At 61.3% G+C, this 26,696-nt stretch carries 23 protein-coding genes; 17 read left to right on the plus strand and 6 right to left on the minus strand.

Going from position 1 to position 26,696, the window contains the following annotated elements:
* Window positions 1-110 precede the first annotated feature (110 nt).
* The 15 genes from ACFO3E_RS18260 to ACFO3E_RS18330 all read left to right on the plus strand — a co-directional run bounded on the left by ACFO3E_RS18260 (window position 111) and on the right by ACFO3E_RS18330 (window position 15,733).
* Window positions 111-314: a hypothetical protein gene (locus tag ACFO3E_RS18260; RefSeq protein WP_380806904.1), complete on the plus strand. Its 204-nt coding sequence runs from the start codon at window positions 111-113 to the stop codon at window positions 312-314.
* A gap of 416 nt (window positions 315-730) precedes the next feature.
* Entirely contained in the window at window positions 731-1,804 is a 1,074-nt protein-coding gene (locus tag ACFO3E_RS18265) for a porin (protein ID WP_156518336.1), read from the plus strand.
* Window positions 1,805-1,830: 26 nt separating this feature from the next.
* Complete coding sequence (locus ACFO3E_RS18270) at window positions 1,831-2,652, plus strand: polysaccharide biosynthesis/export family protein (protein WP_066523617.1); 822 nt, start codon at window positions 1,831-1,833, stop codon at window positions 2,650-2,652.
* A 5-nt stretch (window positions 2,653-2,657) separates the two neighbouring features.
* Window positions 2,658-4,076, plus strand: coding sequence for an ATP-binding protein (locus ACFO3E_RS18275; RefSeq protein WP_066528386.1), 1,419 nt, complete (start codon window positions 2,658-2,660; stop codon window positions 4,074-4,076).
* The gene (locus ACFO3E_RS18280) at window positions 4,073-5,431 is read left to right on the plus strand and encodes a GNVR domain-containing protein (RefSeq protein WP_066523615.1); all 1,359 of its coding nucleotides are present in this window, start codon (window positions 4,073-4,075) and stop codon (window positions 5,429-5,431) included. The genes ACFO3E_RS18275 and ACFO3E_RS18280 overlap by 4 nt, the downstream gene beginning before the upstream one ends.
* The gene (locus ACFO3E_RS18285; protein ID WP_066523613.1) at window positions 5,428-6,339 is read left to right on the plus strand and encodes a P-loop NTPase; all 912 of its coding nucleotides are present in this window, start codon (window positions 5,428-5,430) and stop codon (window positions 6,337-6,339) included. Before ACFO3E_RS18280 ends, ACFO3E_RS18285 begins: the two co-directional genes overlap by 4 nt.
* Window positions 6,336-7,136 (plus strand): WecB/TagA/CpsF family glycosyltransferase, encoded by an 801-nt coding sequence (locus tag ACFO3E_RS18290; RefSeq protein ID WP_066523612.1) that lies wholly within the window; start codon window positions 6,336-6,338, stop codon window positions 7,134-7,136. Before ACFO3E_RS18285 ends, ACFO3E_RS18290 begins: the two co-directional genes overlap by 4 nt.
* The gene (locus ACFO3E_RS18295) at window positions 7,129-8,406 is read left to right on the plus strand and encodes a polysaccharide biosynthesis protein (protein ID WP_066523611.1); all 1,278 of its coding nucleotides are present in this window, start codon (window positions 7,129-7,131) and stop codon (window positions 8,404-8,406) included. Before ACFO3E_RS18290 ends, ACFO3E_RS18295 begins: the two co-directional genes overlap by 8 nt.
* Window positions 8,358-9,770 carry an O-antigen ligase family protein gene (locus tag ACFO3E_RS18300; protein WP_380807184.1) on the plus strand — a complete coding sequence of 471 codons (1,413 nt, stop codon included), beginning with the start codon at window positions 8,358-8,360 and terminating at the stop codon, window positions 9,768-9,770. Before ACFO3E_RS18295 ends, ACFO3E_RS18300 begins: the two co-directional genes overlap by 49 nt.
* The gene (locus ACFO3E_RS18305) at window positions 9,763-10,692 is read left to right on the plus strand and encodes a glycosyltransferase family 2 protein (RefSeq protein WP_066523603.1); all 930 of its coding nucleotides are present in this window, start codon (window positions 9,763-9,765) and stop codon (window positions 10,690-10,692) included. Before ACFO3E_RS18300 ends, ACFO3E_RS18305 begins: the two co-directional genes overlap by 8 nt.
* Entirely contained in the window at window positions 10,689-11,633 is a 945-nt protein-coding gene (locus tag ACFO3E_RS18310; RefSeq protein ID WP_066523601.1) for a glycosyltransferase family 2 protein, read from the plus strand. The genes ACFO3E_RS18305 and ACFO3E_RS18310 overlap by 4 nt, the downstream gene beginning before the upstream one ends.
* Window positions 11,633-12,601, plus strand: a complete 969-nt coding sequence (locus ACFO3E_RS18315; RefSeq protein WP_066523599.1) for a glycosyltransferase family 2 protein — start codon at window positions 11,633-11,635, stop codon at window positions 12,599-12,601. The genes ACFO3E_RS18310 and ACFO3E_RS18315 overlap by 1 nt, the downstream gene beginning before the upstream one ends.
* Entirely contained in the window at window positions 12,598-13,725 is a 1,128-nt protein-coding gene (locus ACFO3E_RS18320; protein ID WP_066523597.1) for an endo-1,4-beta-xylanase, read from the plus strand. The genes ACFO3E_RS18315 and ACFO3E_RS18320 overlap by 4 nt, the downstream gene beginning before the upstream one ends.
* Window positions 13,722-14,807: an acyltransferase family protein gene (locus tag ACFO3E_RS18325; RefSeq protein WP_380806910.1), complete on the plus strand. Its 1,086-nt coding sequence runs from the start codon at window positions 13,722-13,724 to the stop codon at window positions 14,805-14,807. The genes ACFO3E_RS18320 and ACFO3E_RS18325 overlap by 4 nt, the downstream gene beginning before the upstream one ends.
* Window positions 14,804-15,733, plus strand: coding sequence for a glycosyltransferase family 2 protein (locus ACFO3E_RS18330; protein ID WP_380806913.1), 930 nt, complete (start codon window positions 14,804-14,806; stop codon window positions 15,731-15,733). The genes ACFO3E_RS18325 and ACFO3E_RS18330 overlap by 4 nt, the downstream gene beginning before the upstream one ends.
* Here ACFO3E_RS18330 and ACFO3E_RS18335 read toward each other — a convergent pair.
* The 4 genes from ACFO3E_RS18335 to ACFO3E_RS18350 all read right to left on the minus strand — a co-directional run bounded on the left by ACFO3E_RS18335 (window position 15,718) and on the right by ACFO3E_RS18350 (window position 22,294).
* A complete protein-coding gene (locus tag ACFO3E_RS18335) occupies window positions 15,718-17,109 on the minus strand; it encodes a glycoside hydrolase family 16 protein (RefSeq protein ID WP_197486288.1) in 1,392 nt (463 codons plus the stop codon). The two genes, ACFO3E_RS18330 and ACFO3E_RS18335, sit on opposite strands and share 16 nt — an antisense overlap.
* Window positions 17,110-17,226: 117 nt before the next feature.
* Complete coding sequence (locus ACFO3E_RS18340) at window positions 17,227-18,570, minus strand: UDP-glucose dehydrogenase family protein (protein WP_066523592.1); 1,344 nt, start codon at window positions 18,568-18,570, stop codon at window positions 17,227-17,229.
* 310 nt (window positions 18,571-18,880) lie between these two features.
* Window positions 18,881-21,886, minus strand: a complete 3,006-nt coding sequence (locus ACFO3E_RS18345) for a TonB-dependent receptor domain-containing protein (protein ID WP_066523591.1) — start codon at window positions 21,884-21,886, stop codon at window positions 18,881-18,883.
* A gap of 189 nt (window positions 21,887-22,075) precedes the next feature.
* Window positions 22,076-22,294 (minus strand): hypothetical protein, encoded by a 219-nt coding sequence (locus ACFO3E_RS18350; RefSeq protein WP_156518334.1) that lies wholly within the window; start codon window positions 22,292-22,294, stop codon window positions 22,076-22,078.
* 43 nt (window positions 22,295-22,337) lie between these two features.
* On the opposite strand from ACFO3E_RS18350, the gene ACFO3E_RS18355 reads away from it, so the two are divergent.
* The gene (locus tag ACFO3E_RS18355) at window positions 22,338-23,612 is read left to right on the plus strand and encodes an MFS transporter (RefSeq protein WP_066523590.1); all 1,275 of its coding nucleotides are present in this window, start codon (window positions 22,338-22,340) and stop codon (window positions 23,610-23,612) included.
* 12 nt (window positions 23,613-23,624) lie between these two features.
* Complete coding sequence (locus tag ACFO3E_RS18360) at window positions 23,625-25,100, plus strand: aldehyde dehydrogenase family protein (protein ID WP_066523589.1); 1,476 nt, start codon at window positions 23,625-23,627, stop codon at window positions 25,098-25,100.
* A gap of 9 nt (window positions 25,101-25,109) precedes the next feature.
* Here the strand turns inward: ACFO3E_RS18360 and ACFO3E_RS18365 are convergent, their stop codons facing one another.
* Window positions 25,110-26,504, minus strand: coding sequence for a M20/M25/M40 family metallo-hydrolase (locus ACFO3E_RS18365; RefSeq protein ID WP_066523588.1), 1,395 nt, complete (start codon window positions 26,502-26,504; stop codon window positions 25,110-25,112).
* Window positions 26,501-26,692: a ferredoxin gene (locus tag ACFO3E_RS18370; protein ID WP_066523586.1), complete on the minus strand. Its 192-nt coding sequence runs from the start codon at window positions 26,690-26,692 to the stop codon at window positions 26,501-26,503. Before ACFO3E_RS18370 ends, ACFO3E_RS18365 begins: the two co-directional genes overlap by 4 nt.
* Window positions 26,693-26,696 lie beyond the last annotated feature (4 nt).

Raw genomic sequence — 26,696 nt, forward strand, 5'->3', positions numbered from 1 at the left:
CCACCTCATTGATTTTGCGACGAAATGATGACGTTTTCGCCCGCGTGAAAACTATTTGTTAAGCGTAAAATCGGATATGTCCGTCATCACGAACAGGGCGGACCAAAGACGTGGCAGACGATTTTGCGACGGTTGCCGTTGCGCAACCTTCTTCCTTGAACAGCACGACCGACCAACGGAGGGGAGTGGCGTTCGAGACGGCCCCGCGCGCTTTTGCCGACCGAGCGGATCGTGGCGTGGAAATCCTGTCGCGCTGGGCCGGCATTGGTACCTTCGCAGCTGCGGTGGCGGCGATAGGTTCGCTCATCTTCTGACCAGACTCGCCGCGTAACCTTGCTACAGGATGAACAGGTAGCAGGCGCTGACATTGCTCCCAGATGAACAGCTTTGGACTGCAACTAAGTTGTTCGCTTTGGCCAATTTTGCGACCAACCGAACCGTTGCTTAGTCGCGACAAACCGCTTCCGCGGTGGTTCGTTTTGCGTGCAAACGCGACTAGCATGCCCTTATTGCTGCAATGCAATAAAGGGTCGCACTTTTGGTTATTACTTATACTCCCCGCTTTCGGAGGCGCTTTTGTGCGCCTGCAAAACATAAATTCTCCTGGTCTTGCTGCGCGGTAGCTGCGGTCCTGGGCTGCGCCGTCACGGCTGCTGCTTTCACATCTGCAAATGCGCAAACCGCTAACGCACAAAGTTCATCAGTCAGTGATGAAGCCCGCATCAAAACGATGGGGCTGCAAGCCACGGCAGGGCTCGACCTGCTGTATGATGACAATGTCTATCGCGTCGATGATCGGATCGAGGATCCGACAAAGGATCTTATCGTCACGCCTTGGGTGGAACTCACCTATGGCAAGCCGATCGGCCGGCATGACCTGCTGTTTCGAGGACAGATCGGCTATGACCGCTTTATCTCCGAAGGGCAGCGGAGCAAATTGCGGCTGGATACGGAAGCGAAGGCAGTCATCCGCTTTGGCGCGACATGCTCAATCACGCCAATGGCATCCTATCGCCAGCAGCGCGCCGACTATGGCGACCTCAACCAGCAAACCGAAAATCTCCAGCGCTTCACGGCGTTCGGCGCGGAATTGGGATGCGAGCGGCCGGGATTGTTCCCGGTGGCCAGCTACCGCCGCGACCTGACGCGCAATGATGACGCGTTCGACTATGCCGACCAGACCAGCGACACCTATTTGGCAGGTGTTGGCTATAATATGCCCAGTCTGGGGACGGTCACCGCCTTTTACGAGCGGGTGAATAGCGACCGGGGCAAGCTGGGCATCGAGAACCGGACCAACAGCTATGGCGTGCGGTTCAAGCGCGCAGTGTCACCGATCACGCAGATCGATGCCGAGGTCCGATGGCTGAACGTCGATAGCGATTCCGCTGCGGTGGGTAGTTATGACGGTCTGGGCTGGGATCTGAGCCTGTCGAGCAGCATCGTGCCGCGGTTGAAACTGACCGCGACAACGGAGCGCAGCATCGTCAATGACAGCCTGATCGCCAGCGGCTTCGCCATCCGCACGAGGTATCGCCTGCAAGGCGAGTTCGCGATTTCCGAGCTGACTTCGGTGGGCCTTTATGGAGAGTGGGAACGGCGCAAGTTCCGGCAAGACGCGGCGCTCCGCCCCTTTTCGATCACGGCGGACCGGAACCAGCGCTTTGGCGCTCTGCTGAAGCGGAAACTGACCGATCGCGCGGACATCACGCTGGATGCGCAGCACTACAAGCGGCGCACTGACACGGATGTCGCCGAATTCAGCGGCACTCAGGTGACACTGGGCGCGGCGTTCCGATTTTGACCCTCGAACATGATGGAGCATGAGCTGTGAAAACAGAGACTCTCCTGACCAGCCTTTCGATCTTCCTGGCCTCGGCCGGTCCAATGGCTGCGTCTGCCCAAACGGCTGGCGCGGCGGCCACCGCCACGGCAGCTGCGCCAGCGCAGCCCATTGCCGACGCCGGTTATCAGCTGGGCCCGGATGATGAGGTGAAGATCGCCATTTTCGGTCAACCGGACCTATCGACCACGACGCGGATCAAGGAAGATGGAACGATCACCCTCGCTCTGATCGGCCCAGTCTCTGCCCGCGGCAAGACCAGTTCGCAGCTCGCCCAGGCAATCTCATCCAGCTATGCGAGCGGCGGATTCCTTACCAATCCCTCCGTCAATGTGGAGGTGAGCAATTATGTGAGCCGCTTCGTAACGGTGCTGGGAAATGTGCCGCAAGCGGGCAATTATCCACTGGATCGCGGCTATACTGTCGCGTCGATGTTAGCAAAGGCTGGCGGATCGACCAAGGACGGGGCCAATGCGGTCATCCTGACGCCAGCCGATGGCAGCGGGCCGGTGCGCATATCGCTGGCCGACATGGCGGTGGGCGGCAGCAGGCAGTTAAAGGCGGGGGACATATTGTTCGTGCCGCCTGCAGAGAAAGTCTATGTTTACGGCCAGGTGCAGCAGCCGGGCGCCTTTTCTTTCGTGCCGGGTCAAAGCTTCCGTCAGGCGCTCGCGCTGGCGGGCGGCCCGACGCTGGCCGGTTCCACCAAACGCATAAAAGTACGCCGGGGGGGGAAGGAAATACAGGCGAACCTGGATGATCCGGTTCAGCCTGAAGACGTCCTCATCATCCGGGAGAAGCTGTTTTGACCGCAATCGATCATGGCTTCGTGAATGACCGGCCCAGCGGAATGCTGGACTGGCTCATGTCCTTTCGCCGCAACATCGCCCGTTCCGACGCCTCTGCCGGGGGGCCGCGCATGGCAGCAGCCGAGCCCCTGTTGCTCGACACGCCCGTGTCGCCCGGCTTTCGGCCAATCCAGAAAGAAGAGAATGCCGATGAAGGCCCCCGGCCTCTGTCGATGGGCGCTATCGCCGCACCGCTGAAGCCAATCAGTCTGCGGCGGGATTCCATCTACAACGCTTTCAGCACGGCGATGCCCGTAACGGATCGCCACGGCTTGGCCGGGCGCAACAGCGAACTGGAAAAGCTGGTCGAGGCAATCGTCGTCCAGCGGAAACATGCGGTCATCTTTGGCACACGGGGATCGGGCAAGACATCGCTCGCGCGGGTGTTTGGCGACTTGGCGGACGAAGCTGGCTGCGTTGCGCTTTACGGATCCGCGAGCGGCGACGCCGACTTCGACTCGCTGTTCCGGCCTTTCCTTTCCGAACTGCCGATGAGTGCGGCCGGACAGGAAAAAGCGCGAAAGCTGATGAATGAGCCTCTGGACGTGACGCGCTTGGCCGCGTTGCTAGTGGAAGACGTGCGTCAGCGTTCTATCCTGATCCTGGACGAATATGACCGGGTACGATCCGACGAGGCGAAGTCGGACGTCGCGACACTGCTGAAGCTGCTGACCGACATTCATTCGCCGGTGCAGGTGGTGCTCGTAGGCATTGCGGGAGATGTCGATGGACTGATTGCTGCTCATCCCTCGCTGCGGCGGCACATCGCACCTCAACGGGTGGCGCCAATCCCGAAGCCCGAGTTGGAAAGACTGCTGATGAGCTGCGCAGACAATGCGCAGCTGCGGCTGGATCCCGATGCGCTTGATGCGCTGGCGGGCGCTGCCATGGGGTCGCCCTATCATGCCCGGCTGTTCGGGATGCAGGCGGCACTGGTGACCGAGGCAGGCGGACGGGACCGCATGACGTTGGCCGATGTAGAGCAGGGGCTCGCGTCCGCGCTAGAGGATTGGGCCGAAATGAGCGGCGCCACGCATGCGCTGTTTCAGCGCGTGCTGTGGGAAGCCCATGCGAGCCGGCGCATGATTGCGCTGGCGGGCGTGGCTGCATCGCAAATGTCGCTGATTTCCTATGACCGGCTGGTGCGGCTTGGTCATGAAGTGCTGGGCGGCGGATCGATCAACGAAGGTCAGGCGGCTGAGGCGATGCGGCGGCTGGAGCCCGCTCTCACGTCCATGCCGGGCGGCGAGTTGTTCATGTTTGAGGACACGCTTGCGCCGCAATTCCTGCTGCTGATGGCGAAGCAGCCGGTGCCGAGCGCACCCCCTGCCCCCACGCCTGCCGAAGAGATGCGGGCCATGCTGAAGGGAGTGGACGGGCTATGACCATGAACCCTATCGACCTGTTGTCCGCAGTGCAGGCGCGCTGGCGGATGGCCGCGATTATCGGGGGCATATTGTTCCTGGCGATCGCCATCACCGCCTTCCTTCAGCCACGACAATATATGGGCACGGCATCGCTGCTACTCGATCTGTCGCAAACCGATCCGACCGACACCAACACGGCGCAGGGGGCAAAGCCCGACACAGAATCCATATTGGGGACACAGACCGACATCATCCGCAGCGGAAAGGTGATGAACGCGGTCGCCAAGCAGGCGGGGTTCGTTAACGCGCAGCCTGCCGACATGCCCGCCGAAGCGCGATTGCAATCCGCAGCCTCACAGGTCGCCAAGAATACGACGATCACCACCGGGCGACAGAGCAACGTGTTGCAGATTCAATATTTGGATCCCAATCCCCAGGTGGCCGCGAAAGTCGCCAATCTGATCGCCACCACTTACATGCGCGAACAGGTGGAACTGCGCGCCTCCCCTGCCCGCGGATCGGCGAAATGGTTCGACGAGCAGACGCAGGAAGTGCGTCGCCGCTACGAACTGGCGCAGAGGCGTCTGTCCGACTTCCAGCGGGCGCATGACATCATCGGCATCAACCGCATGGACCTTGAGGCCGAGAAGCTGAAGAACATGTCCTATCAGCTGACGCAGGCGCAGGCGGAAGCCGCCGCAGCGCGGGGCAAGGCTGGTGCGGGCGCGGTATCCGACATTGAAGGTTCGCTGATCGTGCAGAACCTGCAAGAGCAGGTGGCGACCCAGTCAGCCAAGGTTTCCGAACTGTCGAAGACATTGGGCCCCAATCACCCTTCCATGACCGCCGCAAATGCACTGCTGTCGGAGCTTCAGTCCAAGCTGGCTTCCGCCCGTTCGAGCCAAGCGGGCGCCGTCAGCGCGAACAGCGTCGCCGCCAACCGCCGCGAAGGCGACCTCAAATCGAACATGGCCGGCCAGGAAGACCGAATGATCCGCATGTCCGAAGTGCAGGATCAACTGATGGTGCTCCAGCGGGATGTCGATGCGGCGCGGCAAACCTATGACACGGTCCGCCAGCGTTTCAACGAAGCGACCCTGAAAAGCCAAATCTCCCAGCCCAATGCCAGCCCGCTGGATGAGGCGAGCGTGCCCCTTCTGCCTGCCAAGCCCAACCTGATGCTGTGGTTGATCGCGGGCGTTGCGCTGGGCCTGGTCGGCGGAGTGGCGGCTGTCATCATCGCCGAGATACTAAAGCCGCGCGTTCGCTCCGCTGCTGGCGTGGCGCGCGCGACGGAAGTCGAAGTGATTACCGAGTTGGTGCCGGTCCCGGTTGCGGGCGGCTGGTTCTTCAAACAGCAGGAGGCCGCATGAGACTGCGTTCCACGGCAGGCGCCCCACCTCATATGATGCCGGGCGGCGGCGGGACCGCCGCCCTGCGCCCCCGCGTGCGGGACAATCACAGCTTTGCCAAGCTGGCTGTCGATCATGGGTTCCTGGCGGAATCCGATGTGAATCGGGTCGATGTACATTCGCGGACGCAGGGCCTTCCCTTCCATGAAGCGGCGGTCGAACTGGGGATGCTGGACAGCGAGGCCGCTGGACTGTTGGCGGCGCTGGCAGGTGGCTTCTCACTGCTACCCGCCGGGGATCAGCGGATCGACCCGCTGGTTGTCGCCGCCTTTGACCCTACGAGCCCCTATGCGGCCAAAATACGGACAGTCCGGGCGAAGCTGAAGGCTGCGTCCAAGGCTGGCGATCCTTCCTCTCTACGGCTGGCGGTATTGTCGGTCGATGGGGGGGATGAGGCGGCGACCATGGCCGCCAACCTGGCAGTAGTGCTGGCGCAGATGGACGGTCCGACGATGCTGATCGATGTCGATATGGGCAATCCATCGCTCGACCGCCTGTTCCGCGTTGCCAACAAGTCGGGCCTGGCCGAACAGTTGATGGGCAGCGCTGCCCTGCTTCCCGCCGCCAAGACCGCGATCGAAGGGCTGTGGTTGATGACAGCAGGCCGGGCCTCGGGCAGCGCGTCGAGCATGATCACGCGCGGGCCGCTGGCGGAAACGGCCAATGGCTGGGGCCTGAAGGAAACGTCGATGCTGTTCTACCTTGCCGAGCGCAAGGGCGAACAAACCCCTTTCGGCAGCATCCTCGCGGGGTTTGATGCAGTCGCTATCGTTGCGCGACGGGGTGGCACAGTGATCGCCGACATGCGGCGCATCATCGACGATCTGGATCGTCAGGGCGTGCCGATCGCCGGGACGGTGATTGCATGAATACCGAGCAGGCGCTGCGCCAGCCCTTTCCTTCGTCGGAAGGGCAAGAGAAAAGCGTGATGGTGGGAGGGGTGCCGGTTTCCACCCTCTCTCTCGACGCGTTGATCAACAAGATGGTGCGGGATGCGCCGCTGCGACGGATGCAGCAGGAACCGGCTTTGCTGGTGTTCGATTGCAACGGCCAAGGGCTGTCCATGAACGCCAGCGACGCAGCGTTCCGGGCGGATCTGGCGCAGGCGGATCTCATCCATGCTGATGGCCAGATTATCGTGCTGGCGTCCCGGTGGTTCAGCACCACGCCGATCGCGGACCGGTCGAGCACTACCGACATGTTCATAGACAGCCTCGGCCGGGCGGCTGAGCATGGTGTCCGCTACTTTCTGCTGGGCGGCGAGGAGAAGGTGAACGCCGAATGCGCGCGCCGGATCATCGAGGCAACGCCGGGACTGGAACTGGCTGGGCGACGCAATGGCTTCTGGTCCCGTGAAGAGGAAGAGGCACTGATCGCGGAGATAAACGCAACTTCGCCCGATGTGCTTTGGGTAGGTACGGGCAAACCGCGCGAACAAGCCTTTTGCGTGCGCCATCGCGACCGGATCAAAGCCGGGTGGATCGTTACATGCGGCGGGCTCTTCAACTATGTGACGGGTGATTATCCGCGCGCACCGCTGTGGATGCAGAAGGCTGGGTTGGAGTGGCTGCATCGGATGGTCACACGGCCCAAGCAGCTTGCCTGGCGCTACATCACCACCAATCCGCACGCCTTGTGGCTGATTTGGAAACATCGCCATGGCTGATGGTGCGGCGTTGGCAGGGCGCATCAAAAGCCTTGGCAGCCTGTTCGGGCGCTTCGGCCTGGCCAGCCTGTCATCAGCGATCGTGTCGGTCAGCCATCTGGGCGTGCAATTGTTTTCGATCCATCATCTGGGCACGGCCGCAATCGGGACGCTGGCCTTTCTCCTGGTGATCATCCAGTTCGGCTACAGCCTGTCCAACGCGCTGGTTTCAACGCCTTATACGATCGCGGTCAATCAAGGCGACGAGGCGGACGGCAAGTCGTTTGACTTCTTCTTCCCGGTGAACCTGCTGCTGGCGCTGAGCCAGGGGGTAATCTGTGCGGGAATAGCCTGGGCAACGGCATCGCCAGCAGCGGCCGCGATGTTTGGGTTGGCGGGGACGCTGTCGCTGGTGCGCTGGTTCGGGCGGTCCAATGCCTATGCGCATCACAAACCTGCTAGCGCCGCACGTTCGGACCTCGCCTATGCGGCGACAATCCTGGTCGCGCTACTGATCGCGAGCCGAACGGGCGCCGATCTGGCGAGCATCGGCGGAATTTTGGTCGCAGCGAGCATCATCGGGCTGCTGCCCTTTGGTTTTGCCTATGTGCGGCGGCATGTCGCGATCGGGCCAGTCAGGGCCTTAAACAACTACCAGCCAGTGTGGCGCGAGCAATCCGCCTGGACGCTGGTTGGCGTGCTCTCGACCGAGGCAACCTCCAACGCGCACAGCTACATAGTGACCTTGCTCGCCGGGCCCGCCGCCTTTGCTCCGGTAGCCGTGGGTATGCTGTTCTTCCGCCCGGTGAATGTGTGCATCACAGCCCTAACCCAGTTGGAGCGGCCGCGTATGACGCGTGCGGTGGCCAGCGGCGATCATGATGGAGCGATCAAGTCGGAGCGCATCTTTATGGGCGCATTGGTCTTCCTATGGGCGGCGACCTGCATCGTTGCTGCGCTGGTGCTGTTCGGCTTTCCACAGTTGATCCTGAAGCCGACGCTCGATCATGAACTGGTCGCCACTGCGGTGGGCCTCTGCGCGCTGCTCTCGCTCGTCCAGTGCGTGCAGACGCCGATGAGCGTGATGACGCAGGCACGCAAAGCCTTCCGGCCGCTGGCGAACCAGAGCCTACGCAGTTGCGGCCTCGGGATCGTCGCGGTGACACTTCTGACCTTGGCAGCAGCGCCGATCTTCTCCATCGCCGGCGTGGTCCTGTCGCAGTTGGTGATGATGCTCGGCATCTGGCAGCTCGACCGGAAATGGCGTGCAGAGCAAGGAGCCGCGCGCTGATGGCGTCCACATGGCACCGTATCGGCCATGCGCCCTCTATCGTCTCCGCTCCGGCCTCGAAGGAGAGCCGGATGGTCGTCGTCACACAGGTCTTCTACTTCGTTTTCCTGATGATGGTCTTCATCGGCCAGCAGCCTTTCGCGTCGCGCACGCAGGATGAACTGGTGGCGATGGCGGCGGATAATGACGGGTCCGACCTTTTTAAACAGGCCCTGTTCATCGGCTTCGCGCTGCTGCTGACGGCGGTGCAGATGCTGCGCAAGCATCCGCTGAAATATCGTTTCACCTTCTGGCCGCTGGCGATCATGCTGGTCTGGTTCCTGATCACCTGCAGCTGGGGCGTCGATCCCTTCGTGTCGTTCAAGCGGGTGATGCAGCAGTTCATCGTGATCTACATCACCTTTTGCGCGCTGGCTCTGATGGGTCCGGAGCGACTGTTCACGGCGCTGCGATGGGCGCTGATCGCATCGCTGATAATTTGCTGGGTCTCCCTGCCCCTGACCCCGGCAGCGGTGCATCCATCGACAGAGAGCGACAAGGCGCTGATCGGGGCGTGGCGCGGCTTCTTCTTCCACAAGAATATTGCAGGCGCGGTGATGGCGCTGACCTTCATTGTTTGCGGCAATGCGTGGATCGACCGACGCAAATGGTATTATGCGCTGTTCGCGATCATGGCATTCGTCTTCGTGATCGGGACGAAGAGCAAGACGTCGCTCGCGCTGTGCGTGGGCATGCTGGCGATCAGCAACATTTATCGCGCGCTCAGCGACAATACGCAGAAACGGGCGATCCTGCTGCTGATGCTGGGCTTTGGCATGGTCGGGTTTCTGGCACTCTACATCGCCTATCAGCCCACTATCGAGCGGCTGTTCGCCGATCCCACCAGCTTCACCGGGCGCGTTTCGATCTGGCGAGTGGTGTTCGATTATTTAGCGGATCACCCTTATCTGGGGGCGGGCTTTGGCGGCTTTTGGCAGGTGGGGGCGAACTCGCCCGCGCATGATTATCTCAATCAGCAATTCCAGATGCTGACCGCACATTCGCATGACGGCTACCTGGAGATTTTAGTGACGACCGGCCCGCTGGGTCTGGTCATGTTGCTGGTAAGCTTCCTGGCGCTACCTGCCTATTGGTTCCTCACGGGATCGTCGAAGGAAAACCAGCATCTGATGGTGCCGGCCTTCGCCGTCTGGGTGTTCGTTATGTATCAGAATCTGCTGGAAACCTCCTTCTTCGACAAGGACCGGCAGGTCTGGGTAATCTTCCTCGCGGCGATTGCGACCGCCCATGCAACCTTCAAGGCCAAGCCGCGCCCGCAGTGGCAGCGGCGGCAGCTTGCCTCATCGGAGACGGCCCATGGCTAGGATCACCATCTGCATCGCTACGTGCAACCGGCCTCAAGGGCTGCGGCGTACGCTGGAGTCGATCGCGACGCTGGATACGCGGCACAGCCTTGAGGTGCTGGTGGCCGACAACGACGCAGCCCGGCAGGAGGGTATGGGCGTAGTGGAACGCCTGGCGTCGCAAGGTTATCGCTGGCCGGTGAAGGCCATGCTTGTGGCGGAGCGAGGCATACCGCTGGTGCGTAATGCGCTGGTGGCGGAGGCCTTGGCACGGCCGGGGATCAGCCATATCGCGATGCTCGACGATGATGAGGCTGCTTCGCGCAACTGGATTGACGCCATGGTTGAAGCGGCGGAGCGGTGGAATGCCGATGTCGTTGGTGGCGCAGTGGCGCGGGAGATGGACAGTCATTTGGCGCCGTGGGCAGCGCGGCATCCGCTGCTGCAGGCAAAAAAGCGCGGCAAGTCGGGGCCGGTCAAGTTGGTGGACAGCACGGCCAATGTGCTGATCTCCGCCAGCGCATTGCGCCAAATGGGCGAGCGGCCCTTTGACGAGCGCATGGCGCTTACCGGCGGGTCGGACAAGCAATTGTTCAGCCGGATGGTGCGCAAGGGTTTCCGCTTCGCATGGGCCGAGGACGCGCTGGTAACCGAGTTGATCCCGGCGAGCCGCGTGACGGCCAAATGGCTGCTGATGCGCGGCTATCGACTGGGCATGACCGATATGATGGTGGAGCGGTTCCACAAGGGGCGGCTGCGGACCTTGGTGGGCGAAGCACCGCGTATAGCGGCGGGGTTCGTTGTCGGCACGGTCGGCGCGGCGGCGACGCTGGACCGGGGGAAGCGGGTCGTGAGGCTCGGCAAGCTCTATCGCGCGGCGGGCAAGATCGCCGGGATCGCAGGATTTCAATATGAAGAATATCGAAAGGTGCATGGCGCATGACAGATGCAGCCCCCTTCTTTTCCGTCGTCATTCCCCTGTACAACCGAGCCGATATAGTGGGCGACACGATCCGGTCGGTACAGACGCAGGACTGGCAGGACTTCGAAATCGTCGTCATCGATGATGGATCGCGGGACAATCCCGCGCCGGTGATCGATGCCATCGGCGACCCCCGTGTGCGCTATATCCGACAGGACAATGCGGGCGGCGGCGCTGCCCGCAATCATGGGATCGAGGAGGCACGGGGGCGATACATTGCATTCCTAGATTCCGATGATCTGTTCCTGCCGGGCAAGCTGTCCATCATGGCCAAGGCGCTGGCCGATGATGATGGCCGGACAGTATTGTATTCGCGGATGAAGGTGGATCGAGGCGTCGATCGATATTGGATCAGGCCGGATCGCGGTATTCGCGACGGCGAGGACGTCGGTGAATATCTGTTTTGCGCGAACCAGTTCATGCAAACATCGACCATGGTCGTGCCCGCCGGACTGGCGCGCAAGGTGCTGTTCGACCCGGCGCTGAAGAAGGGACAGGACCTGGACTTTTGCGTGCGATTGCAAGGCGCAGGCGCGCGATTTCGGATGATCGAACAGCCGCTGACGGTCTGGTTGGACGCGACCGAAGCGGGCCGCACTTCCTATGTTCGGGGTTATGAAACCTCGCTCGACTGGCTCGACCGCTGCGGCCATATGCTGACAGACCGGGCGCGGCGGGGCTATCGCGCCACGGTCCTGGCCTATCATATGGCGCCGATCCGGCCGGTGATGGCGTTGCGCGACCTGATCGTGGGGCTGTTCGCAGGTGGAGTGCCGCCAAGGGTGGTCGCGCGGCAGGTACTGCGATCCTATCTGCCCAAGCCCCTCTATCGCTCACTGGTAAACGGCTTCGTATTGCGCTTTGGAAAGGGCGAAGCGGCCCATGGCGGGGCGCGGTCGTGATGAGCGCATGGCAACCCCCATCGCAGTTGCAAGCTGCCGTCGCCCAACCGATCTTTTCCATCGTCATACCAACCTACCAACGGCGAGATGCTGTAGTCGCCGCCGTGCTTTCCGCCTTGGAGCAAAGCATCGCAGTCATTGAGGTCATCGTCGTCATTGATGGATCGACAGACGGCACGGAGATAGCGCTGCGGGCGATCAAGGACCCGCGTCTCACCATCATCGTCCAGCAGAACAGGGGCGCCTCTGCAGCACGAAACGCAGGGATCGATCACGCACGGGGCCGCTATATAGCCTTTCTAGATTGCGACGATCGTTTCCTGCCACACCACCTCGCCGACCTGTTGCCGTTGCTGGAGGAGGGCGATGAGGTGGTAGCCTATGGCCAGGTGCTGGCAGATCGGGGCGGTGGGCGCAATTTCCTAAAGCCTCCGCGCGCGATCGCCCGACATGAAAGGGTCGATCGTTATCTGATGTGTGATCGCGGATTCATCCAGACGAGCAGCGTAGCGCTTCGCCGCTCGCTCGCGGAAAAGGTGCGTTATCGGGAAGATGTGAAGTTCGGCGACGATACCGACTTCGCGCTGCGCCTGTCCTTGGCAGGCGCGCGTTTCATCATGGCAGACCGGCCCGGCACGATCTGGGCGGACAGGCAGGCGCAAGACCGGCTGTCACAAGTCCGGGGCAATATTGGGAGCTTGACGTGGCTCGCTGACCTGCGACCCCATATCTCGCCCCGCGCCTTTTCCGGATACATGGGTTGGCACGCGGCAAAGAGCATCTGGCCTACCAGCCGCAGCCGGGCGATCCGCTACTATTTGGGGGCGTTGCTTCGCGGGGCCTATGGGCCGAGGCTGGCGGGCGCGGTTCTGATGCAGATCATCCTCCCAGACGCTGTGTACCGCCGCATCTGCGATCGGTGGATCGATTTTACCCGGATGTTCGTCGGACGGAGGCAAAGGCTGTGAAGCGGCGCGACTTTCTTGCAGGCGCTGCCGCGCTGGCCGCCTGTTCCCCCCTCCCCCCGGGCGTCGCGCGCAGCGTTTCGCGCTACGGCCTGGCCCAGCATGCACGCCGGTCCGGCCGCCATTTCGGCGCAGCGGTCAAGTCGCGCCTCCTACGCGAAGATACAGGCTTTCGAGCGGCGGTTGCGCGCGAATGCGATGTGGTCGTGCAGGAGTATGAACTGAAGCGCGGCACGACCGAGCCGAAGCAGGGCAAATATGATTTCAGCGGCGCAGACCAGATCATCGATTTCGCGCAAGACCATGGCATGCGCGCGCGGGGCCATGCGCTCGTCTGGTACGCTGCAAATCCCCCTTGGCTGGAGCCCGCACTGAAAAGCGCGAGCGGCCGGGAACGGCAGCGGTTGATGACCAGCTACATCGACGTGGCGATGCGCCGCTACGCCGGGCGGATAAGCGAGTGGGACGTGGTCAATGAGGCCATCGAGCCCAATCAAGGGCGTGCAGACGGCATGCGGATGGATAGCATGTGGATGAAGGCGCTGGGCGAACATTATATCGACACGGCATTTCACACAGCACGAGAGACAGACGGGCGGGCGACTTTATTCCTGACCGACTTCGGACTGGAACATGACTCACCGCGTTGCGAGCGGCGGCGGACGGCATTGCTAAAGCTGCTAGACCGGCTTCTCGGGCGGGGAGTGCCGATCGATGCCGTCGGCATTCAGGGGCATCTGAAGCCCTATAAGGAGCGGTTCAGCGAGCGGCAGTTCGCCGACTTCCTGCGCACGTTGAGCGGCTATGGGCTAAAACTATCTATCACCGAATTCGACATTGCTGACCGGGGTGGTCCGCCGAGCCCGGAAAAACGCGATCGGGAAGTCGCGTCCATCGCCAAGGCGTTCCTGGATGTTTCGCTGGACAATCCCGCGATGGGATCGGTCCTCTGCTGGGGCCTGTCCGACCGTTATTCCTGGCTGTCCAATTTCCCGGAATATAAATGGCCTGACGGGCAGCTGTCGCGTGGCCTGCCGCTGGACGCCAGGATGGGCCGCAAACCGCTATGGGATGCGATCGCCGCCGCCTTCGATGCAGCGCCTGCCGTGGGGAGGCGCAGCGTATGAGGGTTGCCTCACTCACCGGACTGCGCGGGGTCGCGGCCGTTTCAGTGCTCCTCTATCATATCCCGCATCAGCCAGCCTTTGCCGGGTTCGCCATCCCGCTATTCTCCCGGGCTTATCTGGCGGTGGACCTCTTCTTCATTCTCAGCGGCTTCGTGATTTCCTATGGCTATCACGATCGAGTGCTGAATCATTTGGGCGCGTCGAGTTATATCGACTTCCTCATCAACCGCATGGCCCGAGTGTGGCCGCTGCACCTGATCGTGACACTGGTCTTCGGGCTGCGCATCCTGCTCAATATATCTGGCAGCCAGTCGATTGATCTGACGCCTGCCAATATCTTCGCCAACCTCTTTATGGTGCAGAGCTGGGGGTGGGGCACGCAGCCCATCGCAGGCAACAGTTGGTCGGTAAGTACGGAAGTCGCAGCTTACCTTATATACCCGTTAATTGCGATTATTGCTTTCTCACGCTGGGCCTGGGCGCAGGCAGCCCTGTGTGTCGGATTGCTGGTACTGGTGGCTTCGTCAGGAATGGGTTCCAGCGGTCCACTCGACGTAAATGACAGCGATAGCGTGTTGACGCTGCTGCGCTGCCTTGCGGGCTTTTCCCTTGGCGTGCTGACCTTCCGCGTCGCCGAGAAGCCGTGGTGCAAAGCGCTGATCGATAGGCCCAGCGGCTTCGCTCTGGTCTGCGGCCTCATTGCGCTGGCGCTGCTGTTGCCCCGCGCCGACGTCCTGGTGGTTTGCCTGATGCCTGCCTTGGTATTGAGCTGCTATTATGACGGCCCGGCGGCGCGGTCGGTAATGGCTAATCCGCTAAGCTTCCATCTCGGGCTGATCAGCTATTCCATTTATCTTTGGCATCCGTTGGTTCGCGATGTCGCCGCACGGACCATGAATGTGGCGCAGCGGCATGGGATAATCGGCTTCGATTGGCTGTTCGTCGGCGGGATGGTGGCAGCGACCTGGCTGATCTGCTGGGTCAGCTATCTGCTGATCGAGGTGCGCGGACATCGGTTGATCAAATGGCTGCAGCGCGGCAGGCCAGAGCGCCCCCGCCCCATCGAGGCGGCCGCCCCATGACCGCTGGCAAAGCGATCTGGATCGCGATCCCGACTTTCAGACGGCCTGTCGAACTGCGCCACCTGCTGGAGACACTGGCGACCGTAGTGGACAGGCGGGACGTCATGCTGCTGGTGGCCGACAATGACGGCGAGGCGCAGCAGGGCGCGGTTGTGGTAGAAGCGCTAAAGCAGGAAGGCTATCCCCTTCCCATCACGCTGCTCCTCGTGCCGGAGCCGGGCCTCTGCGCCGTGCGCAACGCTATTTGCGCGGCAGCCATGGCCGACCCGATGATGCGCTTTATCGCGATGATCGACGATGATGAATGGCCGCAGCCTGGATGGCTGGACGCGCTGCTCACCTGTCAGGCTCAGGTTGCCGCGGACGTAGTCGCGGGGCCGGTCGATTTTCATTTCACCGGCAAGCCGCCGCGCTGGGCACGCCAGTCGCTGGTATTCCGGCCGGAGCAGCGCGCCTGGGGTGCGACCGGCATGCTGTGGGCGAGCAACAACCTGCTGGTGAGCCGTAGAGCGCTAGGGCTAATCAAGGAGCCTTGGTTCGACATGCGTTTCAACCGGAGTGGAGGCGAGGATCTGGACTTCTTGGCGCGTCTCCAGGAAGCTGGCGCGCGTTTCGCTTGGGCTCCTCACGCACAGGTGAGCGAATGGGTGTCGGCCGAGCGGGCGAAGCTTTCATGGGTGTTGAAGCGCATGTGGCGGATCGGCTTCACCGAGACTCTCGCGCGGCGTAAGGAGCGGCCCGGACGCGTGGGGCAAATGATATTGCTGGGCCGGACTTTAGGCGTTCTGACGATCCGGACCGCAGGGCTTCCAGCGCTCCTTCTGCCCGGCGCACGCCACGTGGACATAGCCGGGCAGTGGATCAAATGCTGGGGGCGCCTCTATGCCCTGTCAGGCGGCGCCTACAGCCATTATGGCGCGTTGTAGATACGGAAGCTCTTGATGATCATATCGCCTGAACCATCATCATAGGCGCTGCTGGTTTTCACCGCCACGTCCATGATGGGATACCAGCGATGCCCCTGGAACGGGTTGACCGACTGATAGGTCTCCACTCCATCGACGAACCAGGTGATATAGTCCCGCTGAATATCCACGGCAAAACGGTGGAAGTCCTGGGAATAGCCCTTGAGGCCATAGGCCTGCTCTGTTTGAATCGTCACGCCGCGCTGGAAGCTGCGCACGCCGCCTGAGCCGCCGTGGATCGTTTGCCCGATATGACGGTCGAAGTCCCAATAGCTTTGATAGCCAAAGCCTTCGTAGATATCGATTTCGGGCGGCCAGCCGCTTGTCGAGATCAGCCAGAAAGCAGGCCATGACCCCCTGCGGTTAGGCATCTTGGCCTCCCACTCATATTGGCCATAGCCGATCTGCGCGGCCAGGAAATTGCGGCCGTCCAGCACCGACGCGCCATAATACCAGCTTTGCCCTTCATAATAGATGGGCGTCTTCAGCTTTTGGCTGTGCAGAACCAGCCCCTGTGTGCCCCAATAAACTGGCCCCTCGACGCCCGCGAAAAGTGTGGAGTCTAGATATAGGCCGGTTTCGCCATTGGCGGTCTGAGTTCGGCCGTGCGACAAGGAGGTCGCCCAACGGTCCCAACCGCCATCGGGCGAACGCTTGTGCGTCTCCTTGTTCAACTCGAACTGGAGCGTGCCAGTGGCGGCAAAGCTGCGTGGCTGACGGAACGTGCCGGTGGCCTTGGCCGTCGGCGCAACGCTGCCCGTTGCAGTGATGGTCGCAAGCGATTGCCCTTGCAGACCACCCCATGGCGCTTCGCGTAGCTTGAGCTGGAACTGTTGACCTTCGGCGGCGCTGATGATCGGCACCTCAACCGTCTGAACGAGCGGATCGCCCGGGCGGAAGATTACGACGGTATCGACCGTCTGGTAATTATAGCCGGACAGCGCCCGCAAGGTGCCCGATCCGTTCACGGTGATGATCCGCGCGATCACTGTGTTGGGCGTCGGACGGTCAAGCGTCACCGGGACATAAGCTGTACCGCTGCCGGGACGGAAAGTGGCGTTACCGAGTGACAGCGTCGCCTTTTCCGGCAGCTTCGTACCGCCTTCGAAATCAAATGTCGAAAAGCTCGATGTGATCGTTGAAGTCGTGCTGGTTAGCGACGTAGTTGTGGACAAAGTCGCTGCTGCATTGCTGCCACTCAGCAGAGTCTTTGCCGAGCCGGTCGATGTTCCTGTTGATGTCGATCCGCTCGACAGAATTGTCGCGGCTCCCGCCGCCATGACGAAAAGAAGAGATAATCCGGCTCCAACCATGGAGCCGGTCAGCCTGATATTCATTTTTGCAACCCCCGCTATTAAGCCCCCTTAGGGTCCTATAGGAAGGTTAACATAAACTTCTGGTCAAGCACGGCTCATCGCAAAGCCGGAGCTTTTGCGACGAGCCGCTATTAGAACTCACTCCGCCGCCTGGACCAAGGGTTCAGGCTCTGGTGTCGCGCCGCGTCCAACGCTCACATAAGCAAAGCCGGCCGCTTCGGCGTCTTCGGGACGATAGATGTTGCGAAGATCGACTAACCCCTCACCGCTCATCACTGAGCGCAGACGCGGCAGGTCGAGAGCCCGCAGCGCATCCCATTCAGTAACGATCACGACCGCTGCCGCGCCCTGTGCTGCTTCATAGGGACTGGCGCAGAAATCGACGTCGCGCAGCATCGCTCGCGCGGCATCCATCCCTTCCGGGTCATAGGCGCGCACCTGTGCGCCGCTATCCTGCAGAGCCTGGATAATTGAAAGCGACGGCGCGTCGCGCATGTCGTCCGTGTTGGGTTTGAAGGTAAGGCCCAGCACCGCAATGTTCTTGCCCCTGACGGAGCCGTTGCACACGGCAACGACCTTGCGCGCCATCGCGCGCTTGCGGCTTTCGTTGATCGCGACGGTAGTCTCGATAAGCCGGATCGGTGCGCCTGCGTCTTCCGCAGTCTTGACCAAGGCCAAGGTGTCCTTGGGGAAGCAGGAGCCGCCATAGCCTGGTCCGGCGTGCAGGAACTTGCTGCCGATGCGATTGTCGAGCCCGATGCCGCGCGCAACCTGCTGGACGTCGGCACCCACATGCTCGCACAATTCGGCGATCTCGTTAATGTAGGTGATCTTCATGGCCAAGAAGGCGTTGGCGGCATATTTTATCAACTCGCTTGTGCGGCGACCAGTAAACTGGATTGGCGCTTGATTCAGATATAGCGGGCGATAGACTTCCTCCATCACGGGACGAGCGCGGTCATCCTCTATGCCGATGACGATCCGGTCGGGGCGTTTGAAATCCTGTATCGCGGCGCCCTCTCGCAAAAATTCGGGATTGGAGGCGACAGCGAACTGCGCAGCTGGATTAGTTTCCCGGATGATCCTGTCAACCTCGTCGCCGGTGCCAACAGGGACGGTGGATTTCGTCACGACGACAGTAAAGCCGGTGAGGGCCGAGGCGATCTCCTGCGCCGCGTCATAGACATAGCTCAAGTCGGCATGGCCGTCGCCACGGCGGGCGGGCGTGCCGACCGCGATGAAGACGACGTCCGCCTGCGCGACCGACGCAGCCAGATCGGTGGTGAAGGTCAGCCGCCCTCCCTTCACATTGCGCGCAATAAGGTCAGCAAGGCCAGGCTCATAGATAGGCACGCCGCCATCATGCAGAACCGCAATCTTCGACGCGTCCTTGTCCACGCAAATGACATCATGGCCAAAATCTGCGAGGCAAGCGCCAGAAACCAGCCCGACATAGCCCGACCCGGTCATCACGATCCGCATCACCGTTCTCCCTTTCAAGCGGCCCGCGGCTGTGACCGATCGGGAGGAAAGGGCGCACAAAGCCACTCCCGCAAATGCAGGAAGGATTGGCTTTGCCTTTCTCCATGGATCGGACGCACAGGCGCTAAAGCCCAACATCCAACAGCTGGAACTATCCAGCCATTGATGCAATGCAGCATAGCTCCGCTGCCCAGCGATGCAACGCAGCCCGCCGCTCGATAGCCACATATGGACGCGGATCAGGGACTTAAGCCACGACAAAGGGCGAGGGCGCAAGGCCCCCGCCCCTTTTCGGCCGCCTGTCGCGCTATCAGAAGCGGAAGCGGACCCCCGCGGTGAAAGCACGGCCGATGAAATCGTAAACAGCGATGTTCGTTGGCAAGTTTACCCCCGGAACGGTGCCCGGAATGAGGGGCGGTTTCTTGTCGAACAGGTTGTTGACGTTGCCGAACAGCTCGAAGTTACCGTCGCCATGCGGAATGGTGAAGCGTACTGCGAGGTCGGTGTACCAGACGGCCTTCACATGATCATCGATGAACTGGATCGGGAGGGGACCGCCAGGAATGTCGAGCCGCATCTTGTGAATATATTGCTCGGCAATTGTCACGCCGAACGGCCCATTGGTATAATCAATCGACAGATTGCCGCGCCAGCGGGGGAAGCCCGCCGGGTTGCTGCTCACTACGTTCACACCGGCATAATGGGCGATCGGGGCCGCCGCATATTGTTGCGCATCAAACTTCTGCAAATAGTTGAGGTATAGCCGCAGGCCCAACGCGCCATTGCCCAACGCCGTGCGATAGCTGGCGTCGATGTCGATGCCCGACGTTTTCAGGAAGGCGATGTTCGCAGGTACGATGCTGACCAGCGACGGCAAGGAGGTAGGCGTGGCGCGCGTAATGAGCGAACATTCAGGAACTCCCGATCCGCCAGCGTTGGTGCAGTTCGTCACAATCTGCTGTGCGGACAAGGTGTCGATGAGATCGGTGACCTTGATACGATAATAATCGAGCGACAGGGAGAAGCCGCGCAGGAAGGATGGCGTGAACACACCGCCGATTGTCAGCGTCTTCGCCTTCTCTGGTGTGAGATTGGGATTGCCGCTGGTGACGGTGGGAACATTTTGGTTAAGCCCGCTGGTCGGGCGATCATCCACGATGCCGATGCCGCTCTGTGCGCCGGCATAGAGTTCGAACAGGTTAGGTGCACGAATGTCGCGAGACAGCGTGGCGCGCAGCAGCAGGTCATCAACAGGCTTCCACGTCGCGCCGACCTTCCATGTTTTTACTGTGCCGGATGTGGAATAGTCAGTGATGCGCGCTGCGCCATTGACGCTGAGCTCGCGGAAGAATGCCGTATCCTTGAGGATCGGCACCGCCAACTCGGCATAGGCTTCCTTCACGTTAAGGCTGCCCTCTGCCGACCCCACATTGGTCAGCCAATAGAAGAGCGGCGGCGCTGTCCCAGCGAAACCATTCACGGCCGGAACGCCACGCAGACCAGCGTAGAATGCGCTTCGTTCAGCTGCGGTATCCAGCAGCGCCGGGTCCGCATTGGTGGTCAAGCGCAGTTTCTGCTTGCGATATTCCACGCCCACGGCGAAGTCGATCGGGCCGGCGGGCAAGTCAAACAGGCTGCCGCTGAGGTTGGCTGCTATGCCATCCTGCCTAATCGTCGCCCGATAACGGGATGTTCCGGTGGCATAAGCGTAGCCCGCCGGGGTGGAAGCTGAAGGATCGCCGTGAAGCAGATCGATCGGCTGGCAACCCGCAAACCGACTTGCGAGCGTCGGATCCAGCAAGACGCGGCAAGTGATCTGACCATTGGCGGGATTAATCACGGCATCAGCGGCCGCGTAGAGCTTCTGATTCTCGTACAATCCCGAGTTGGCGAGCGTATGGACCGAGTCGCCGTGGCTATAAGTCACGGTCCAGTTGAGACCCGCAAGCTTGCCGTTCAGGCCCGCATTGACCATCCAATAGTCGGTCCGCTCCTTTGCGATCGGCGCTGGCTGACCCGCATCATATTTGCCGATCGTGATATAGTCGTTCGCGGTCGGTAGCGAAGCGTCCAGCGCTGGAGTGAGGTAAGGATTACCCTTGAAGATGCTGACCGCCTGGGATGGAGGCACCAGCGCGTTTACCTGCGTGGAGTAGATCAAATTGGTGCGGGACCAACTACCCTGTACGAAGGCGCTGATATCGTCTGTAAGATCGTAGCTCAGACGGCCAAAGAAGGTGTAGGTTTCCAGCGGCGCGATGGCATTCCCCGTCGTGGGAATTTTGTAGCCGTCTCCGCCTGATTGAAATCCGGTCGTACCTACAGGCGTGCCCGTATTGAACGGCCGCGTCGTTCCATCTGGATTGATCACCTGACCTACGAAAGGATTGCCGGTAACGCTCGATGCGGTAATCCTGCCGCTGGGAGCCAGCGCGGAAATGCGTATATCGGTTCCGATTGTATAGGGATTGAGCGGGCCGCCGGGCGAACAAAGTGTCGTGGGCTGACCCGCGGGGGGCGTGCAGCCCACCACGCTGCCAACAAAGTTATAACCGACATTGGCAAAGTCGCGCTGAGACCGCAGCATCCCATCGCTGTTCGAATATTCGCCGCTGACAATGATATGCCCCCGGTCACCCGCAAAGTCGCGTCCATAAGCGAGGCCAAGGCGCTGATTGCCATTGTCCCCGCGCGCAGAAATACCGGCCTGCGCGACACCCTTGATACCGGTGAACTTCTTGTCGAGGATGAAGTTGACCACGCCTGCGACCGCATCCGAGCCCCATTGAGCGGATGCGCCACCTGTGACCACATCGACGCGCTGCATCAGCAACTGCGGAAGAACATTGGTGTCGATCGTGCCGACATATTCAGTCGGCGACACGCGCATACCGTCGAACAGGATCAACGTGCGAAGCGGCCCTTTTGGATTGGCGCTCGGCGTGCCGAGGCCACGCAGGTTCAGGACGTTGCCGTGGATCGGCGCGTTGGAAAAGTTGAGCGCCGACTTGGACGGGCTGAGCGAGTTATTGAACTGCGGCAGCTTGTTAAGGGCGTCTGGTATGCTCGAGGGCGTAGTCCTGGCGAGCTCCTCGGTCGTGGCGACAGTCACCGGCGTCGGCGCAGTATATCCATCGCGGACAATGCGCGATCCCGTCACGACAATGTCCGAAACGTTGACCGGAGCAGCCTGCTGCTCGGGCGCCTCCTGCTGAGCTGCGGGGGCCGTCGCCGGGTCTTGCGCCATGGCGGGTACGGCCAGTGCGAACATGCTGACACCAAGCGCCAGCGTCGATGCGAACAACTGGTTCTTCATCTCTCTCTTTCCTCTCCCTGCACAATCTGATCCGGCCGAGTCCTCTGCTCTGATCATTATTATCCCGGTGTGCATTTTTATAGATACCGCAGCGGCGATGCATGTCAACAAATTTTGCACTGTGGGGAAATGTTCAACCAAACTTCCTCCACCCCGCCAGCTTGACTTCCCAGCGGAACATATATTGACCTATGGTGCAGAAATGTGCGTTACTGACCCTAATATCGGCATATGCCCGGCGTTGGCCAGGTTTGCGCAAAGCGCCACTGCCGTGAAAATGGAGAGTGAAATTGTCGCCCGATAGCCAATCAGCAACCGACTGTTTCGATCAGCGTGGACGGTCATGACCTCGGCGATAATCTCACCGCCGGCGGTGGCGAACGAACCTGCAGAGGCCTTGAGCGACATCCCCTCTCCTCCCTCTGATCAGGCTTCCTACCCCTCGCCACTCATGGGCTGGTTGACGGTCGCGATCCTGTTCCTGCTTTATATTTTATCATTAACCGATCGAAACATCATGGCTCTTATGGTGGGGCCCATCAAAGCAGATCTGGGGCTTTCCGACTTGCAAATCAGCCTCTTGCAAGGACCGGCATTTGCTATCCTATTTTGCCTGTGCGCTATCCCCTTGGGTATGGCGCTCGACCGTTTCAGCCGCCGAGTCGTACTTTATCTGTCGATTACTGTGTGGAGCATCGCTGCGGCCTGCTGTGGCCTTGCGGGTAGCTTCGCCGCCCTGGCGGCGGCACGCGCAGGGGTGGGCGCGGGGGAGTCCGGCTTTGGCACTGGCAGCTATTCGGTGGTCGGCGACAGCTTCCCGCCGCACAAAGTTTCGCTCGCTATGTCCGTTTTCATCATGGGCGGGGTAATGGGCGCAGGCATCGTCTTCTTGTTCGGCGGCCCCATCGTCGCCGCCGCGATGAAGGCGGGACCCGCAGTCTGGCCAGTGTTCGGGCTGCTGCAGCCTTGGCAGCAGGTTTTCATCATGACGGGCGCCCCGGGCCTGCTGCTCGCCTTGCTCGTTTTCGTCTTTCGCGAGCCGCCACGACGCAAGAGTGCGTCGGCCAGTGCGGGCGCGGGCTATGGGGAAGCTTGGGCGTTCATGAAGGTATATAAGCCGCTATACTTGGCGACCTTTGTCGGCTTTGGCCTGGCTTACGCCGCGACTATCGGCTTTCAGCTCTGGACGCCGGTCTATCTGGCGCGCGTTCATGGCTGGCAACCGGGCCGGATCGGGCCCGTCATCGGCATCGCACAGATCGCAGCAGCAGCCTGTATTCCGCTTCATGGCTGGATCGTCGATCGGCTCTACCGCAGTGGCCGATTAGACGCACATCTGTTCTGGTGCCTGTTGACGGTGCTGTGCGCCGCGCCTTTTGGTATCGCCGCCTTTCTCGTGAGTAGCCCATGGGCGACCGTGGGATGCTACTGGGCCTTTATGGCGCTGATATTATCAACGTCCAGCATGGGGCCTGCGACGGTTCAGGTAGTCACGCCGCAATATCTGCGCGGGCGAGTGTCGGCCCTCTATGTGCTGGCGTCCGGACTGATCGCCATGGCAGGTGGGCCTGCCTTCATCGGGCTGGTCACTGACAAGGTGCTGGGCGATGAGATGAAGGTCGGCTTGTCGCTCGTCATCAGCATTTTTTGCGTGCTGCTGCCCGCAGCGCTTCTCTTTGCCTTTGGCCGCGCGTCGATGCGGCGCGCCCATGGCGCTGTTGCGTAAAAGGATAACCTCATGATCGAGACCCGTCGCCCTTCCTTTATAGATGGCAAGCGCAAGCAGCTGCTGATTGACGGCAAGCATGTCGAGGCGCTGTCAGGCGAGACATTCCAGAGCTTCAGTCCATCGACGGGGGAACTTGTGGCCGAACTGTCTCTGGCGGGAGGGGAGGATGTGGACCGCGCGGTCCGTGCCGCGCGGGCTGCCTTCGAAGGGTCTTGGAGCCGCTTCAAGCCCGCCGACCGACAGGCGGTGCTGCTGAAGCTGGCCGACCTGGTGGATGCGGAATTTGAAGACCTCGCGCTGCTCGATTCTATCGAGATGGGACGGCCAATCACAGCGGCACGCGGACTAAGGGGCATGCTGCAGCGGTCTCTCCGGCATTTTGCGGGAGCCGCGACGGCGATCCATGGCGAGACGTTGTCGAACAGCTTTCCCGTCGACCTCCTGTCCTTCACCCTGCGTGAACCCGTGGGGGTCGTAGGCGCAATCATTCCGTGGAACGGGCCGCTGTTTAGTGCTGCCTGGAAAGTCGGACCTGTGCTGGCGACTGGCTGCACCGTGGTATTGAAGCCTGCAGAGGATGCCTCGCTCAGCCCGCTGCGCTTTGGAGAGCTTTGCCTGGAAGCGGGCGTGCCACCGGGGGTGGTCAACATCGTTACCGGCGCGGGGGATACAGGCCGAGCGCTGTCGGCGCATCCGGACGTGGACAAGATCGCCTTTACAGGGTCCTGCGAGACGGGTCAGCGGATCATAGCGGCATCCGCAGGCACCGTGAAGAAAGTGACGATGGAGCTGGGAGGCAAGTCGCCGAACATCATCTTCGCCGACGCGGATCTGGACCTCGCCACTCCAGCAGCAGCGATGGGTGTGTTCAACAATTCAGGGCAAGTCTGCGCTGCTGGCACGCGGCTGTTCGTCGAACGGCCAGTCTATGAAGAAATGGTCGAACGGATCGCGACTTTTGCAAAGGGTCTGAAGGTCGGCCCAAGCCTCGATCCGGACACGCAAATCGGGCCGCTGGTTTCGGCAAAGCAATATGCGCGCGTTTCCTCCTATCTCGACCTTGGCCCGGAGGAAGGCGCTCGACTGGTGACGGGCGGCCGGCGGGTCACTGGCGGCGATTTCGATAAGGGTCATTGGGTCGCACCGACCATCTTCGCGGACGTGAAGGACGAGATGCGCATCGCGCGGGAGGAGATTTTCGGGCCGGTTTCCTGCGTCATGCCCTTTGATGATTTCGACGAAGTTATCGGCCGCGCCAATGCAACGCGTTTCGGGCTAGCCGGGGGCGTGTGGACGCGCGACATCAACAAGGCGATGACAGCGGTAAAACGGATCCGCGCCGGGTCCATCTGGGTCAATCACTATTTCGCGATGGACCCCTCCGTTCCCTTTGGCGGCTACAAGATGAGCGGCTTCGGGCGCGAAGGCGGATCAGAGCATATCGACGCCTATCTGCAGACGAAGGGCGTCTGGATCAGGACCTGAACGGCCACATCATCGCCCGCCTGCATATCGCTTGATCAGGGCGTAGAGATAGTCGCGCCCTTCATAGACACTCCGCACTCGCACCCGTTCGTTAACGCCGTGGGCGCCGTTGCCGTCGGGATCTAGAAAAATGCCAGGTACGCCATAAGTCGCGATGCCCGCTGCGCTGAGATAACGGCCGTCCGTGCCTGCAGTCAGCAGCGTCGGAATGACAGGGATACCGGGGAATTTAGCACGCGCGACATCCTCCGCCGGGCCGAGAATGGCGGGATCAAGCGGTGGGGGGACGGCTATAGCATCGCCCTTATTGTCGTCGCGGGTCAGGTTGATGGCGGGTTTGATGGCAGCGCGGAGTTGCGCTTCTACATCTTGCACCTTGTCGGCGGGGAGAAGCCGGCACTGGATAGTCGCGCGAGCGCGCTGCGGGAGGGCATTGATGGCGTGGCCGGCCTCTACCATGGTGGGAACACAGGTGGTGCGCAGCATCGCATTGTAGGTGATGTCGCTGGTCACCTTGGCGATGACAGCGGGGTCGGTCGAGCCCGCGCTAAACGACGCCATCGCCGCCCCCATGTCACCGCCGATGATCGACGCCATGCGCGTGAAATAGCCACTATTGGTTGCGTTTAGCCGGATCGGAAAGCTGAGGCTTCGGATCGCCGTCAGGGCGTCAGCCAGATCATAGATGGCGTTGTCGGGACGAGGGCGGCTGCTGTGGCCACCGGAGTTGCGGGCCTCAATGGTGAAGCTCTGCGAATGTTTTTCCCCGACGGCGAGATAGAGCGCAATGGGTTTCCCCTGCCCATCCGTCATGCCATGGCCACCTTCGTTGAGGGCGAAGCCTGCGTCCACCGCCTCACGGCGATATTTGAGCAGCCAATCGACGCCGTTCACCGCCTCCCCGCTTTCCTCGCCGCAGGTCAGCGCGACCTTGATGGTGCGGCGCGGCTGGAAGCCTTCGAGCTTCATGCGGACGAGGCTGTCGATCCAGATCGCGGACAGCGCTTTGTCGTCGATGACCCCGCGACCGATGAAATAGCCCCCCTCCTCCCCGAGGATGAACGGATCGCGCGGCCAGTCTTCGCGCTTGGCGGCGACCACGTCGATATGATCGACGAGCAGCATTGGCCGGGCCTTGGGATCGCTGCCGTCGATGCGGGCGATGAGGCCCCCGTCGCGAGGACGGCTTGGAGGAACGAAGACTTCAGCCTGCGCCTCGCCGAACCCTGCCGATCGGAGACGGGCGAGCATCCTTTCCGCCGCGGTGGTGCAATTGCCGTTGGGCGAGCTGGTGTCGATTTCCACCAGTTCGCGGAAGATTTCACGGAAAGCGGCTTGATCCGGACGCGTCTGAGCTTCGGCTTGACTTGCGGTCAGTGCCGCCGCGATGGCTAGGACCCTCATTTGCCAATTTCGAGCGCGCGTTCGGGGCAGGACTTGGCGCCCTTCCAGGCGAGCTTTTCATCCGTTTCGGCTACTTCGATGTCGCCAGGTTTGATATAACCTTCGTCGTCCAGCTGGAAGATGTTGGGCGCCATCGCCCAGCAGCGGGCGTGCCCTTGGCACTTGTCGTTATGCACGATGATTTTCATGACA

The organism is Sphingobium tyrosinilyticum (genome assembly GCF_042654265.1).
In the GTDB taxonomy this organism is placed as follows: Bacteria; Pseudomonadota; Alphaproteobacteria; order Sphingomonadales; family Sphingomonadaceae; genus Sphingobium; species Sphingobium tyrosinilyticum.

Excerpts from the sequence above, each read along its gene's own strand:
- ACFO3E_RS18360 (WP_066523589.1), top strand. The coding sequence starts at position 23,625 with ATGATCGAGACCCGTCGCCCTTCCTTTATAGATGGCAAGCGCAAGCAG.
- ACFO3E_RS18280 (WP_066523615.1), top strand. The coding sequence starts at position 4,073 with ATGACCATGAACCCTATCGACCTGTTGTCCGCAGTGCAGGCGCGCTGG.
- ACFO3E_RS18285 (WP_066523613.1), top strand. The coding sequence starts at position 5,428 with ATGAGACTGCGTTCCACGGCAGGCGCCCCACCTCATATGATGCCGGGC.
- ACFO3E_RS18315 (WP_066523599.1), top strand. The coding sequence starts at position 11,633 with ATGAGCGCATGGCAACCCCCATCGCAGTTGCAAGCTGCCGTCGCCCAA.
- ACFO3E_RS18330 (WP_380806913.1), top strand. The coding sequence starts at position 14,804 with ATGACCGCTGGCAAAGCGATCTGGATCGCGATCCCGACTTTCAGACGG.
- ACFO3E_RS18365 (WP_066523588.1), bottom strand. The coding sequence starts at position 26,504 with ATGAGGGTCCTAGCCATCGCGGCGGCACTGACCGCAAGTCAAGCCGAA.
- ACFO3E_RS18310 (WP_066523601.1), top strand. The coding sequence starts at position 10,689 with ATGACAGATGCAGCCCCCTTCTTTTCCGTCGTCATTCCCCTGTACAAC.
- ACFO3E_RS18295 (WP_066523611.1), top strand. The coding sequence starts at position 7,129 with ATGGCTGATGGTGCGGCGTTGGCAGGGCGCATCAAAAGCCTTGGCAGC.
- ACFO3E_RS18325 (WP_380806910.1), top strand. The coding sequence starts at position 13,722 with ATGAGGGTTGCCTCACTCACCGGACTGCGCGGGGTCGCGGCCGTTTCA.
- ACFO3E_RS18345 (WP_066523591.1), bottom strand. The coding sequence starts at position 21,886 with ATGAAGAACCAGTTGTTCGCATCGACGCTGGCGCTTGGTGTCAGCATG.
- ACFO3E_RS18355 (WP_066523590.1), top strand. The coding sequence starts at position 22,338 with ATGGGCTGGTTGACGGTCGCGATCCTGTTCCTGCTTTATATTTTATCA.
- ACFO3E_RS18335 (WP_197486288.1), bottom strand. The coding sequence starts at position 17,109 with ATGAATATCAGGCTGACCGGCTCCATGGTTGGAGCCGGATTATCTCTT.
- ACFO3E_RS18370 (WP_066523586.1), bottom strand. The coding sequence starts at position 26,692 with ATGAAAATCATCGTGCATAACGACAAGTGCCAAGGGCACGCCCGCTGC.
- ACFO3E_RS18305 (WP_066523603.1), top strand. The coding sequence starts at position 9,763 with ATGGCTAGGATCACCATCTGCATCGCTACGTGCAACCGGCCTCAAGGG.
- ACFO3E_RS18340 (WP_066523592.1), bottom strand. The coding sequence starts at position 18,570 with ATGCGGATCGTGATGACCGGGTCGGGCTATGTCGGGCTGGTTTCTGGC.
- ACFO3E_RS18265 (WP_156518336.1), top strand. The coding sequence starts at position 731 with ATGGGGCTGCAAGCCACGGCAGGGCTCGACCTGCTGTATGATGACAAT.
- ACFO3E_RS18350 (WP_156518334.1), bottom strand. The coding sequence starts at position 22,294 with ATGTCGCTCAAGGCCTCTGCAGGTTCGTTCGCCACCGCCGGCGGTGAG.
- ACFO3E_RS18290 (WP_066523612.1), top strand. The coding sequence starts at position 6,336 with ATGAATACCGAGCAGGCGCTGCGCCAGCCCTTTCCTTCGTCGGAAGGG.